General features: G+C 68.7%; 9 protein-coding genes. 7 read left to right on the top strand and 2 right to left on the bottom strand.

The window, feature by feature from the left end; all coding sequences use genetic code 11:
- Positions 1-3 precede the first annotated feature (3 nt).
- The 3 genes from RTX79_RS09650 to RTX79_RS09640 are packed head-to-tail and all read left to right on the top strand — an operon-like array spanning position 4 to position 5,558.
- A complete protein-coding gene (locus RTX79_RS09650) occupies positions 4-1,473 on the top strand; it encodes a DUF3375 domain-containing protein (RefSeq protein WP_309682097.1) in 1,470 nt (489 codons plus the stop codon).
- Positions 1,460-2,161 (top strand): DUF4194 domain-containing protein, encoded by a 702-nt coding sequence (locus RTX79_RS09645; protein ID WP_042612174.1) that lies wholly within the window; start codon positions 1,460-1,462, stop codon positions 2,159-2,161. Before RTX79_RS09650 ends, RTX79_RS09645 begins: the two co-directional genes overlap by 14 nt.
- 16 nt (positions 2,162-2,177) lie before the next feature.
- Positions 2,178-5,558: an ATP-binding protein gene (locus tag RTX79_RS09640; protein ID WP_312683431.1), complete on the top strand. Its 3,381-nt coding sequence runs from the start codon at positions 2,178-2,180 to the stop codon at positions 5,556-5,558.
- Between the two features lie 129 nt (positions 5,559-5,687).
- Here the strand turns inward: RTX79_RS09640 and RTX79_RS09635 are convergent, their stop codons facing one another.
- Positions 5,688-6,461: a sulfite exporter TauE/SafE family protein gene (locus RTX79_RS09635; protein ID WP_309682103.1), complete on the bottom strand. Its 774-nt coding sequence runs from the start codon at positions 6,459-6,461 to the stop codon at positions 5,688-5,690.
- 92 nt (positions 6,462-6,553) lie between these two features.
- On the opposite strand from RTX79_RS09635, the gene RTX79_RS09630 reads away from it, so the two are divergent.
- The 4 genes from RTX79_RS09630 to RTX79_RS09615 all read left to right on the top strand — a co-directional run bounded on the left by RTX79_RS09630 (position 6,554) and on the right by RTX79_RS09615 (position 11,517).
- On the top strand, positions 6,554-6,943 hold the full coding sequence (locus RTX79_RS09630; RefSeq protein WP_123700009.1) for a YchJ family metal-binding protein: 390 nt from the start codon (positions 6,554-6,556) through the stop codon (positions 6,941-6,943).
- Between the two features lie 79 nt (positions 6,944-7,022).
- Positions 7,023-8,306, top strand: coding sequence for an ergothioneine biosynthesis protein EgtB (egtB, locus tag RTX79_RS09625; RefSeq protein ID WP_428695985.1), 1,284 nt, complete (start codon positions 7,023-7,025; stop codon positions 8,304-8,306).
- Positions 8,307-8,316: 10 nt separating this feature from the next.
- Entirely contained in the window at positions 8,317-9,297 is a 981-nt protein-coding gene (gene egtD / locus RTX79_RS09620; RefSeq protein WP_057508358.1) for an L-histidine N(alpha)-methyltransferase, read from the top strand.
- A 45-nt stretch (positions 9,298-9,342) separates the two neighbouring features.
- A complete protein-coding gene (locus tag RTX79_RS09615; RefSeq protein WP_312683429.1) occupies positions 9,343-11,517 on the top strand; it encodes a lytic murein transglycosylase in 2,175 nt (724 codons plus the stop codon).
- A 63-nt stretch (positions 11,518-11,580) separates the two neighbouring features.
- Here the strand turns inward: RTX79_RS09615 and RTX79_RS09610 are convergent, their stop codons facing one another.
- A complete protein-coding gene (locus tag RTX79_RS09610) occupies positions 11,581-12,768 on the bottom strand; it encodes a benzoate/H(+) symporter BenE family transporter (RefSeq protein ID WP_312683428.1) in 1,188 nt (395 codons plus the stop codon).
- Positions 12,769-13,071 lie beyond the last annotated feature (303 nt).

The raw sequence follows: 13,071 nt of genomic DNA, 5'->3' as shown, positions 1-13,071 counted from the left end.
TGCATGAAGCATCGCGAACGCATCATCCGTTACCGCCATCTGCGGGAACAACCGCAATGGAAGCTGCTCGCCGCCGACCATGCGCCGGAGATCATCGGCCTGCTGCAGGGCCTGCTGATGGACGGCGAACGCACGCTGGCCGCGCCGGTGCTGCACGAGCGCCTGCAGCGCGCGCTGGACCAGCTCAACGGCGAAGAGCTGTCGCGTGAGCTGCCGCGCACCGCGCAGGCCTACGTGGCGCATTGGCTGGCCCAGGGCTGGCTGGAACGACGCCTGCCCGAAGGCGCCGACCAGGAACAATACGAACTGTCCACCCAGGCATTGCAGGCGATCCGCTTTGCCGACAGCCTGGAACAGAGCCGCGTCGCCGCCACCGAAAGCCGCCTGGCGCTGGTCATCAACCAGCTGTCCCAGCTGGCGGCGCAGACCGAAGCGGACCCGGATGCGCGGCTGTCCGCGCTGCGCGACGAGCGTGACCGCATCGATGCGGAAATCGCCCGCGTCGGCGAAGGCCGCGTGGCCGCGCTGGATGGCAAGCGCGCGCTGGAACGCGCCCGCCAGATCATCGGCCTGGCCGACGAACTGACCGAAGATTTCCGCCGCGTGCGCGACGACTTCGAACGCCTGAACCGCGAATTCCGCGAACGCATCATCGACGATGAAGGTGAGCGCGGCGACGTGCTGTCCAAGTTGTTCGAAGGCGTGGACGTGATCGGCGAGAGCGACGCCGGCCGCAGCTTCCAGGCGTTCTGGCGGCTGCTCAACGACGCCGAACAGAGTGCGCAGCTGGACGCCGCGCTGGAATCGGTGCTGGCGCGTGGCTTCGCGCGGCGCCTGGACCGCAACGAACGGGCATTCCTGCGCGGCTTCACCGGCACCATGCTGGAACGCGGCGGCCAGGTCCACGATGTGCTGCAGCACTTCGCCCGCAGCCTGCGCGGTTTCGTGCAGAGCCGCGGCTACCTGGAACAACGCCGCCTCAACCAGCTGCTGAAGCAGGCGCAGGGCGAGGCACTGGCCCTGCGCGACGACTTCCCGGCCCAGCGTTCGATCGGACGCGACCTGCAGCTGACCACCAGCCGGCTGCGCTCGTGGTCGCAGTGGAAGCTGCACGATCCGCGCAGCGCGCAGGTCGATGGCAGCGTGCAGCGCAACGATGCCGCCGCGATCAGCCTGGAAAGCGTCGGCGACCTGGTGGCATCGTCCGAAATCGATTTCCGTACCCTGCGCCGCGATCTGCATGACCTGCTCGGCATGCAGCCGAAGCTGAGCATTTCCCAGGCCTTGTCGCAGCGCGAAGCGCCGCAGGGCCTGGGCAGCGTGATCGGCTACCTGTCGCTGGGCACGCGCTTCGGCACCGTGGTGGAGGGCGAGCAGGAGCTGGCCCACTGGCGCGGTGGCGATGGCCAATGGCGGCGCGCCCGCATCCCGCTGGTTTGGTTCACCCAGGAGAAACGCCATGAGCTGGAATGAAGATCCGATCGAATCCTCCCGCCTGGGCGAGGGCGAGGATGCCTTCGACGCCGAGCCGGTGGTGGTCACCCCGTTGCCCCGCCGCAACAACGACGTGCTGTACCTGGGCGATACCGGCCGGCTGCCGCAGGACGCGCGCCGCGCGCTGTGCCAGCTGCTGATCGGGCCGAGCATCGACCAGCAGCGCCACGCCAAGCTGTGGCCGGCGCTGCTGCGCAACGAAGCCGCCATCCGCACCTCCCTGTCCGACCTGTTCCTGGAACTGGTGCTGGACCGCGAGAGCGGCGTGGCCTTCACCCGCCAGGCCGATACCGAAGACCTGGATTCGCCGGTGCTGCTGCGGACCTCGCCGCTGACCTTCATCGACTCGGTGCTGCTGCTGTACCTGCGCCAGCAGCTGGGCGAAGCCGATGCGCGCGGCAACCGCGCGGTGGTCGCCGATGCCGAGATGGCCGAAGCGCTGGCGGTGTACGAGAAGAACCTGTCCACCGACCGTGCCGGCTTCAACCGCCGCGTGGCCAGTGCCGTGCAGAAGATGAAGGACAACCACATCCTGACCCGCCTGGCGGGCCAGGAAGACCGCCACGAAGTCTCTCCCGCATTGAAGCTGCTGTTCTCTGCCGAAGATGTCTCCGCGCTGTCGGCGGTGTACCGCCAGCTGCGCGAAACCCCGGCTGCCGAAGCCTGATCCCAGCGAGCACGCCATGGCCATTTCCAAGCACACTCCCGCCCTGTTCACCGAAGGCCTGCCCGACCCGCGCACGCAGCAGTTCCGCATGCGCCGCCTGCAGGTACACAACTGGGGCACCTTCAACGGCCTGACCGAAGTGCCGATCGCCGAGCGCGGCTTCCTGTTCGTGGGCCGCTCCGGTTCGGGCAAGTCGACCCTGCTCGATGCGATGTCCGCGCTGCTGGTGCCGCCGGCCATCGTCGACTTCAACGCCGCTGCGCGCGAAGCCGAGCGCAGTGGCCGCGACCGCAACCTGGTGTCCTACGTGCGCGGTGCCTGGGCCGACCAGCAAGATCGCGGCACCGGCGAGATCGCCACCCAGTACCTGCGCAAGGGCGCCACCTGGACCGCGCTGGTGCTGGAATACCGCGCCGGCGATGGCCGCGTGGTCAGCCTGGTGCGGCTGTTCTGGATCGCCGGCAACGGCGCCACTGCCGGTGACGTGCGCAAGCATTACATGGTGGCCGAACGCCCGTTCGACATCGCCCGGGACCTCGGCGGCTTCGACCTGGACCTGCGCAAGCTGAAGCAGAAGCTGGCCGACGTGCACCACTTCGACAGCTTCGCCGGCTACGCCGAGCGCTTCCGCCACCTGCTCGGCATCGACAACGAGATGGCGCTGCGCCTGCTGCACAAGACCCAGTCGGCCAAGAACCTGGGCGACCTGAATGTCTTCCTGCGCGACTTCATGCTGGATACGCCGAAGACCTTCGATGCCGCCGAGCGGCTGGTCAACGACTTCGCCGAACTGGATGGTGCGCACCAGGCGGTGGTCACCGCACGCCGCCAGGTGGAAACCCTGCTACCGGCGCGCGAGCACTACACCGAACTGAAGCAGATCAAGCGCCGTCGCAGCGACGATGAAGTGCTGAAACTGGGCATCGACAGTTTCCGCGAGTCGCGCCGCCAGCAGTTGATCGATGCGCGCCTGCGCGAACTCGACACCCGCGACCGTGGCCTGCTGGGCGAGGAATCCCAGCGCCGCGCCGCGCTCGACAACCACACCGCCAAGCTGGGCGAACTGGAGCTGCAGCGGCGCCAGCAGGGCGGTGAGCGGATCGAGGAACTGGAACGCGAACAGGGCCGCGCCGAAGCCGAGCGCGACCGTCGCCAGGCCAAGCAGGCGCAGGCCCGCGATGCCGCCGCACAGCTGCAGCTGGCGCTGCCCGAGGATGCACACGGCTTCGCCGCACTGGTGGAACAGGCGTCGACTGAACTGCTGGACCGCAAGCGCGCTTCGTCGGCGCTGGATGATGCGATCAGCGAGCGGCTGGGTGGCCGGCGCGATGACGAGCGCCGCTTCGGCGACGTGCGTGCCGAGCTGGACGCCATGCAGCGCAACACCTCCAGCATCCCCGCGCCGTTGCAGAAGCTGCGCGCGCGGCTGGTGGAAGAAACCGGCCTGCCCGAAGCGGCGCTGCCGTTCGTCGGCGAGCTGATCCAGGTACGCGAGGATGACCTGCCGTGGCAGGGCGCGATCGAACGCGTGCTGTTAGGTTTCGCGCAATCGCTGCTGGTCGACGACAAGCACTACAACGAGGTCGCTGACTGGGTGAACCGCACCCACCTCGGCATGCGCTTCACCTACTATCGCGTGCGTCGCAACGACGAAGCGTTCGCGCGTGACCCGTCGCCGCGTTCGCTGCTGCACAAGCTGGAACTGCGCGACCACGTGTTCGAAGGCTGGCTGCGGCGCGAGCTGGGCAAGCGCTTCGACTACGAGTGCGTGGACGCGCGCCAGCTGCGCAACGTCGACCGTGGCATCACCCGCGAAGGCCAGGTCAAGCATCCCGGCGACCGCTTCGAGAAGGATGACCGCAGCGCGGTGACCGACCGCCGCCGCTGGCTGCTGGGCTTCAACAACCGCGACAAGCTGGCCGTGTACGAGAAAGAAGCGCAGGAGCTGGCGAAGCGGATCGCCGGCTGCGACGAAGACGTCGCGCGCCTGCGTGCCCAGCGCGACCTCGACAACGAGCGCCGGCTGGCGTGCCACCAGTTGGCCGGCATCAGCTGGGACGAGATCGACATCGCCACCCCGCAGCAGCGCCTGGCCGACATCGAAGCGACCCTGCTCGACCTGCGCGAAGGCAATGCGGACCTGGAAAAACTGGCCCGCCAGATCGACGCGGCGCGCTCGGACATCGAGCAGGCACGACGCACCTACGAAGACACCCGCGTGGAGCGTGGCCAGCTGGTCAAGGAACGTGACCGCCTGGACCGTGCCCGCCAGCAGAGCCGTGCGCTGGTGCTGCCGACCCTGGGCAGCACCCAGGAGGCCGGCCTGCAGGAACGCCTGGAAGCGTTCGGCGCGCTCAGCCTGGAAACCCTGGAAGCGCACATGCGCCAGGTCAGCAACGCGCTGAACGAATCCCTGTCGTCCTCGCAGCAGGACGTCAACCGGGTCGAGAACCAGCTGCTGGGCTGCTTCCGCCGCTTCGTGCAGGGCTGGCCGGAAGAGTCCGGCGACTTCACCGTATCGGTGGCCTCGGCCGATGATTTCCTGGCCCGGCTGGAACGCCTGGAACGCGACGGCCTGCCGCAGCATGAAGAGCGCTTCTTCGACCTGCTGCAGAACCAGAGCAAGAACAACCTGCTGGCCCTGCAGCGGCACAGCGCCGAAGCGCGCAAGTCGATCGGCCAGCGCCTGGACGAAGTCAACGCCAGCCTGGAACAGGTGCCGTTCAACCGCGGCACCCTGCTGACCATCGAGCTCAGCGACCGCCGCCTGCCGGAAGTGCTGGAGTTCCACCAGCACCTGCGCGACGTGCTGTCCCAGCAGCAGACCGAACAGCGCGAACTGGCCGAAGCGCAGTTCGCCGTGCTGCGCCAGCTGGTCACCCGGCTGGGCTCGTCCGAAGGCGAGGACAAGCGCTGGCGTGAGCTGGTGCTGGACGTGCGCATGCACGTGGAGTTCATCGGCGTGGAACTGGATGCCGCCACCCGCCAGCAGGTGGAGATCTACCGCAGCGGTGCCGGCAAGTCCGGTGGCCAGCGGCAGAAGCTGGCCACCACCTGCCTGGCCGCCGCCCTGCGTTACCAGCTCGGTGGCGCCGATGGCCAGCTGCCCAGCTACGCCGCGGTGGTCCTCGACGAAGCCTTCGACAAGGCCGACAACGAGTTCACCGCGCTGGCGATGAACATCTTCGACAACTTCGGTTTCCAGATGGTGGTCGCCACCCCGTTGAAATCGGTGATGACGCTGGAGCCGTTCATCGGCGGCGCCTGCTTCGTGGAAATCAGCGGCCGCCACGATTCCGGCGTCCTGCTGATCGAATACGACGAGGAAGGCAAGCGTCTCAAGCTGCCCGAACGCAGCCGCCAGCAGGCCAACGAACCCGAGCCCGCGGACGCCTGATGGCCGGGGCGGCCCCCGCTCTCCCCGGGATGCGTGCGCGCGGTACCGGGGGGCGCGGCGGGTGGGGCGCTGTGCAGGGCACCGCCCGCCCCGCATGACAGCAGACAACATCGCGCCATGCGCGAAGCATCAGGCGAAGGTATCCCAGCCCATCCGCGCGATCAGCACCACCACCAGGCCCACGAACAGCTTGCGGATCAACGGCGTGCCGCCGCGCAACGCCAGCCGCGTGCCGACCACCGAGCCCACGATGTTGGCCACCGCCATCGGCACGGCGAACAGCAGCAGCACGTTGCCGGTCGGCACGAAAAACGACAGCGCAGCGAAATTGGTCGACAGGTTGACCACCTTCGACGCCGCCGAGGCGCGCAGGAAATCCAGCCCGAAAAAGCGCACGAACAGGAAGATCAGGAAGCTGCCCGTGCCCGGCCCGAAGAAGCCGTCGTAGAAGCCGATCGCCGCACCGATCGCCAGCGCGATCAGCAGCTCGCGGCGGCCCACCTCGCGCGGCCGGTGCAGCGCGCCGAAGTCCTTCTTCCACAGCGTGTAGCCCAGCATCGCCACCAGCAGCACCAGCACCAGCGGACGCACTGCATCCTTGGGCAGCAGGCTGACCGCGGTCGCGCCCAGGAATGAAAACACGAACGCGGTGGCGGCCGCGAACAGCACCGGTCGCCACGGGAAGCGCACGTTGCGCGCATAACGCCAGGCCGCCGCCCCGGTCCCGAAGGCCGAACTGAACTTGTTGGTGCCGAACAGCAGGGCAGGGGAGTGCTGCGGCAGCACCGTGAACAGGCCCGGCAGCTGTACCAGTCCGCCGCCGCCGACCGCCGCATCGACCAGGCCGGCAATGAAGGCGATGGCCACCAGCCACCAGAGTTCGGGGGGGATCATGTCCAGCACGGATCAGGCCTGCAATGGGGGGCCGACAGGATACGCCCACGCCGCCGCGACCCGCCGTTGCGCGGCGCGCCGGCCATGCAAAAATAGCGGGCATGAGCCAGACCGTCCCCGATACCTGCCCCTGCGACCTCGGCAAGCCCTACGCCGATTGCTGCGGCCGCTGCCATGCCGGCGAACCGGCGGCCGATGCCGCACAGCTGATGCGCTCGCGCTACAGCGCCTATGTGCTGCAGCGTGCCGACTACCTGCTGTCCAGCTGGCACCCCGATACCCGCCCAGCGGAGCTGTCCCTGGACGATGCCCCCGGCCAGCGCACCCAATGGCTGGGCCTGACCGTGCAGGAGCACCAGCAGGACGGCGACCGCGCGCAGGTGCGCTTCACCGCGCGTTATCGCATCGGCGGCGGCAGTGCGGTCAGGATGACCGAGCACAGCCGCTTCCAGCGCATCGGCGGGAACTGGTTCTACCTCGACGCGCTGTAGCCGGGCGGGGGCCGGCGAACACGGCACCATGGCGGGCCGATGACGTGGTCCTCACCGCAGCTGACCCAAGCTTCCTGTCGTGAACAGCCTGCTCGCCTCCGCTCCCCTGATCCCGTCTCGCCACGCTGCCCTGGCCGACTTCTATGTCCACGTGCGCCAACGCAGCGTGGCGCTTGCCGCCCCGCTCAGCGCCGAAGACGCCATGGTGCAGAGCATGGCCGACGCCAGCCCCGCCAAGTGGCACCTGGCGCACACCACGTGGTTCTTCGAACGCTTCGTGCTGGGCGCGCAGCCGGGTCACCAGCCACTGCAGCCGGACTGGAATTTCCTGTTCAACAGCTACTACGAAACCATCGGCCCGGCGCACGCGCGGCCGCAGCGTGGCCTGCTGTCCCGGCCCAGCCTGGAACAGGTGTACGACTACCGCGAACGTATCGACGGGCAGGTGCTGCGCCTGTTGCAGGACCGCGCGCTGACCGATGAAACGCTGGACCACCTGCAACTCGGCCTGCAGCACGAACAACAGCACCAGGAACTGCTGCTGACCGACATCAAGCATGCGCTGTGGAGCAACCCGCTGCAGCCAGCCTACCGCGATGACCTGGCCACGCAGGCCGGCGCCGCCACGCCGCTGCAGTGGATCGACAGCCCGGAGCGCATCGCGTGGATCGGTGCCCCGGCGTGGCCTGCCGATGCCGAGTTCGCCTACGACAACGAATCCCCGCGCCATCGCGTGCTGGTGCCCGCCCACGCACTGGCCAGCCGTCCGGCCAGCAATGCCGAGTTCGCCGCCTTCATCGCCGATGGCGGCTACCAGCAGGTGCAGCTGTGGATGAGCGAGGGCTGGTCATTGAACCAGGCCCAGCAGTGGCGGCATCCGTTGTACTGGGATGACGCGCTGGAGCGCGAATACACCCTCGGCGGCTGGCGTGCGCTGGATCCGCACGCGCCGGTCTGCCATATCAGTTATTACGAAGCCGACGCCTACGCCCGCTGGGCCGGTGCACGCCTGCCGACCGAATTCGAGTGGGAAGCGGCCGCCAGCCAGCACGCCGCTGACGGCCATTTCGTCGACGATGATCGCCTGCACCCGTCCGCGCCGCGCGCAGCGGATGGCCTGCAGCAGCTGCACGGCGATGTCTGGGAATGGACCAGCAGCGCCTACGGCCCCTATCCCGGCTTCAGCACCTTCCCGGGCAGTCTCGGCGAATACAACGGCAAGTTCATGTGTGGCCAGTGGATCCTGCGCGGCGGCAGCTGCGCCACTCCGCGCGGCCACGCGCGTGCCAGCTACCGCAATTTCTTCGACCCCTCCGCACGCTGGCAGTTCTCCGGCGTGCGCCTGGCAAAGGCGTTCCGATGAGCATCGTCCCATGAGTACCGTACACGCGGCGCGGCAGGCGCTGACCGACCTGACCCCCAGCCGCGAACGGGTGCTGTCCGACGCCATCGCCGGCTTGTCCGCCACGCCGCCGCGGCTGCCTTCCAAATATTTCTACGACGCCGCCGGGTCGGCCCTGTTCGAGCAGATCACCCGCACCCCCGAGTACTACCCGACCCGGACCGAGCTGGCCCTGCTGGAACAGTCGCTGCCGGATATCGCCGAACGCGTCGGGCCGCGCGTGCACGTGGTCGAACTGGGTAGCGGCAGCGGGCGCAAGACCGCGCTGCTGCTGGAGGCGCTCGATGCGCCGGTGGCCTATACCCCGATCGAGATCTCGCGCGCGGCCCTGCTGTCGAGCATCGACCATCTGGCGCCGGCCCAGCCGGACATTGAAATGCTGCCGGTCTGCGCCGACTTCACCCAGCCGGTGCAGGTGCCTGAGCCGGAGGAACAGGCTGCACGTCGTCTTCTGTTCTTCCCCGGCTCCACCTTGGGCAATTTCGAACATGACGAGGCGGTAGCGCTGCTGCGTGCGATGCGCCAGACCATGGGCGAAGACGGACTGGCGCTGATCGGCGTGGACCTGCACAAGGACACCGCGACGCTGGAAGCGGCCTACAACGATGCCGCCGGAGTCACCGCCGCGTTCACCCTCAACCTGCTCAAGCGCCTCAACCAGCAGGTCGGCAGCGATTTCGACCTGCAGGCCTTCCACCATCGTGCGCGCTACAGCGTGCCGCGCCTGCGCATCGAAACCCAGCTGGTCAGTGACCGCGACCAGGACGTCACCGTCGGCGGCCATCGCTTCCACTTCGCCGCAGGCGATGCGATCCAGGTGGAGTACAGCCACAAGTACACCGAAGCCAGCTTCCAGCAGCTGCTGGATGCCTCGGGGCTGCAGATCATCGGGCGCTGGGACACGGCCGCGCCGCAACCCGGCTTCGGCCTGCGCCTGCTGCGCCGCCGTTGATCGCCCCGCTGCCGCTATGATGCAGGGGCCATGGCGGCACGGAGGATGACCATGACCACGCGCTCCCTGATGTTGCTGGCCACCCTGATGGCCAGCCCGCTGGCGTCCGCGCAGCAGGTCGATCCGGCCTTCGCGTCCTGCCTGTCGACGCTGCAGGCCAGTGCGGCCAGGCAGGGAATCCCGGCCGAGCGCTTCAGCGCCCTGATGGCCGGCGCGCAGCCTGACCCGTCCGTGCTGGAGCTGCTGGATGCCCAGCCGGAGTTCAGCACGCCGATCTGGGATTACCTGGCCGCGCTGGTCGACGAACAGCGCGTGGACGATGGTCGCGCCATGCTGGCCCAGCACCGCGCCCTGCTGCAGCAGGTGTCCGCCGAATACGGCGTGGACCCGGCCACCATCGTGGCGGTGTGGGGCGTTGAAAGTGATTATGGGCGCGTGTTCGGCAAGCGCCCGCTGCTGCAGTCGCTGTCCACGCTGTCCTGCGCGGGCCGCCGGCAGTCGTTCTTCCGCGGTGAACTGCTGTCCCTGTTGAAGCTGGTGGACCAGGGCGACCTGCGCGGCGAGGGGCTGGTGGGGTCCTGGGCCGGTGCGTTCGGGCATACCCAGTTCATGCCGAGCACCTATGCACGCATTGCCGTGGATGGCGATGGCGACGGCCGCCGCGACCTGGTGGGCAGCATCCCGGACGCGCTGGCGTCCACCGCCAACTACCTCAAGCGTGCCGGCTGGCGCAGCGGCGAGCCGTGGGGCATGGAAGTCCGTGTCCCCGCCGGCTTCGCCGCCGCACAGGCCGGGCGCACCCAGCGCCGCGCGCTGGCGGACTGGAGAGCGCTGGGCGTGACCTCCCTGCAGGGCGACGCGATCGCCGTGCCCGGGTTGCCTGCCGATGCGCGCGCGGCGCTGCTGCTGCCGGCCGGGAACACCGGGCCGGCGTTGCTGGTGTTCCGCAACTACGACGCGATCTACAGCTACAACGCGGCAGAAAGCTACGCGCTGGCCATCGCCACGCTGGCCGACCGGCTGCGCGGCGGTGCCGGGCTGGCAATGGCATGGCCCACCGATGATCCGGGCCTGGGTCGCCGCGAGCGCCGCCAGCTGCAGGCGCTGCTGGCCGCGCGCGGGCATGACATCGGCCAGGTCGACGGCATGATCGGCACCGCCAGCCGCCGCGCCATCCAGGCCGAGCAGCAGCGGCTGGGCTGGACGCCGCTGGACGGGCGCGCCGGTCGCCGCATCCTGCAGGCGCTGCAGGCCGAACCCCCCACGGCTGCAGCGCCGGCCGCCAGCCGCTTCACCCTTCCTTACAACTACAACACGCTGGTGCAGTCGCCAGCGGTGCGGAGTGCTTCCAAGGTGCAACAGATCCAGGGCGTGACCAGTGGCCAGTTCCAGGGGCTCGATGCGTGGCTCATCCAGACCCCGCAGGGCAGCGCTGCGATCAGTGTGTTCGGCGGCCAGCTGCTGTCCTTCGTGCCCAAGGGCGGCAAGGACGTGATGTGGTTGTCGCCCCGGCGCGCCGAGCTGCCGACACCGATCCGGGGTGGCAGCCCGGTGTGCTGGCCGTACTTCGGCCGCCAAGGGCAGTCCAATGACGTGCCCGCGCACGGCTTCGTTCGCACCCTGCCGTGGGAGTTGAAGCAGGCGCGCGCGCTGGCCGACGGCAGCATCGAGCTCACCCTGGCGCCGCCGGTGCTGGACAACCTGTCGCTGCGGCTGCAGATGGTGGTGGTGGTCGGGGCGACCCTGACCCAGCGGCTCATCACCGACAACGCCGGCACCGCGCCGGCGACGATCAGCCAGGCGCTGCACAACTATTTCCACGTCGGTGATGCCGGCCGCGTGGCCGTGGAGGGGGTGGATGGGCTGGACTACCTGGACAAGTACGAGAACTACGCCCAGGCGCGCCGCCAGCAGGGGCCATGGAACCTGCGCGATCCGCGCGATCCCGGCCGCAGTGACCGCATCTATACGCAGGCCGGGGGCCGCTATGTGCTGCACGACCCGGTGTTGAAGCGCCGCATCACCCTGGAAACCCAGGGCAGCCGTTCACTGGTGGCCTGGAACCCGGGCGCCGAGGCAGCAGCGAAAATGGCCGACGTCGGCGATGGCTGGCGCGACTACGTCTGCCTGGAGGCGGCCAACGCGGGGCCGGACGTGGTGACCATCCCGGCCGGCGGCCGCCACGTATTGCAGCAGACCCTGTCGGTGCAGCCGCTGTAACAGGCCTGCGCGGTCATCCGCGCAGCGCCGTCCCGCTACCGCCGTCATGGTTGGCAGCCCGGCCTATGCCACTGCCCGCGGCCGCAGCACCAGCAAGGTCACCCCGCCGGCCACCAGTCCCCAGAACGCCGAACCGATACCCCACAGCGACATGCCGGACGCCGTAACCAGGAAAGTCACCAGCGCGGCCTCGCGGTCACGCTCCACCGCCAGCGCCGTGGCCAGGCTGTTGCCGATGGTGCCGAACAACGCGATGCCGGCCACGCAGGCGATCAGCTCCCTGGGGAACGCAGCGAACAGCGCCGCGACCGTGGCGCCGAACACCCCGACCACGATGTAGAACGCGCCCGCGGCCATGGCGGCGGTGTAGCGGCGGGCCGGATCCTCGTGTGCCTCGCGGCCCATGCAGATGGCGGCGGTGATCGCCGCGAGGTTCAGCGCGAAGGCACCGAACGGCGCCAGTACCGTGTTGACCACCCCGATCCAGCCGATCAACGGCGACACCGGTGCCTGGTAACCAGATGCGCGGATCACCGCCACCCCGGGAATGTTCTGCGAGGCCATCGTCACTACGAACAAGGGCAGGGCAACGCTGGCCACCGCCGCCCAGCTCAGCCGTGGCGTGGTCCACACGGGCAGGGCCAGCTGCAGCTCGATGCCCTGCAGGTGCAGCTGTCCGCTGCCAAGCGCCACCGCGATGCCCACCAACAGGGTGGCGATCACCGCATAGCGCGGCAGCAGGCGCCGTGCCAGCAACCAGCTGCCGAACATCGCCAGTGCCATCAGCAGCTGTGTCTGCATGGACACGAAGACCTCCAGGCCGAAGCGCAGCAGCACGCCCGCCAGCATGCCGGCGGCCAATGCCATCGGGACACGCTGCATCAGCCTGGCGAACACCCCGGAGAACCCGAGCACCGCACCCAGCACGGCCGCCAGCAGGAAGGCACCGATCGCCTCGGGCAGGCTGACCCCGCCCGCACCCACCACCAGCATCGCCGCACCCGGGGTCGACCATGCGGTCACGACCGGGATCCGGTAACGCAGCGACAGACCGATGCAGGTCACGCCCATGCCCAGTCCCAATGCCCACATCCACGAGGCGATCTCCTGCTGGTCCGCATCGACGGCCTGCGCGGCCTGGAACACGATGACGGCGGAACTGGCGAAACCCACCAGCACGGTAATGAAGCCGGCGACCACGGCGGGCAGGGAGAGGTCGCGCCACCATGCGCGTGCGGGGACTACTTCCATTGTCGTGTTGCTCCGGACGGGTACCGTGCATTGATACCTGCTGCGCTGCCGTGTGCGCAACGCGCGCACGGCAGCGCAGCGCCGAAGCCGACCCCCTTGCAGCGCTGCATGCGCGATGCAGGTAAAAGCATGTGCAGCACACGCGCTGTCATCAAAGTGAAAAAAGGTGTTGACGAATCCTGCAGGATCTCTACAATTCGCTCCCTCGCTGCAACGCAACGATTTCTACGGAAATCAGCGGAAACAGCACGCCACCACCGCCGAACGATTTATTCGAACGAAGGTGTTGACGGACTGAAAAAG

The organism is Stenotrophomonas chelatiphaga (assembly GCF_032054965.1).
GTDB lineage: Bacteria > Pseudomonadota > Gammaproteobacteria > Xanthomonadales > Xanthomonadaceae > Stenotrophomonas > Stenotrophomonas chelatiphaga.
Note: the sequence above shows the minus strand (reverse complement) of the source record. Positions and strands in the feature narration are given on the sequence as shown.

Excerpts from the sequence above, each read along its gene's own strand:
- RTX79_RS09610 (WP_312683428.1), bottom strand. The coding sequence starts at position 12,768 with ATGGAAGTAGTCCCCGCACGCGCATGGTGGCGCGACCTCTCCCTGCCC.
- RTX79_RS09645 (WP_042612174.1), top strand. The coding sequence starts at position 1,460 with ATGAGCTGGAATGAAGATCCGATCGAATCCTCCCGCCTGGGCGAGGGC.
- RTX79_RS09650 (WP_309682097.1), top strand. The coding sequence starts at position 4 with ATGAAGCATCGCGAACGCATCATCCGTTACCGCCATCTGCGGGAACAA.
- RTX79_RS09630 (WP_123700009.1), top strand. The coding sequence starts at position 6,554 with ATGAGCCAGACCGTCCCCGATACCTGCCCCTGCGACCTCGGCAAGCCC.
- RTX79_RS09615 (WP_312683429.1), top strand. The coding sequence starts at position 9,343 with ATGACCATGACCACGCGCTCCCTGATGTTGCTGGCCACCCTGATGGCC.
- RTX79_RS09640 (WP_312683431.1), top strand. The coding sequence starts at position 2,178 with ATGGCCATTTCCAAGCACACTCCCGCCCTGTTCACCGAAGGCCTGCCC.
- egtD (WP_057508358.1), top strand. The coding sequence starts at position 8,317 with ATGAGTACCGTACACGCGGCGCGGCAGGCGCTGACCGACCTGACCCCC.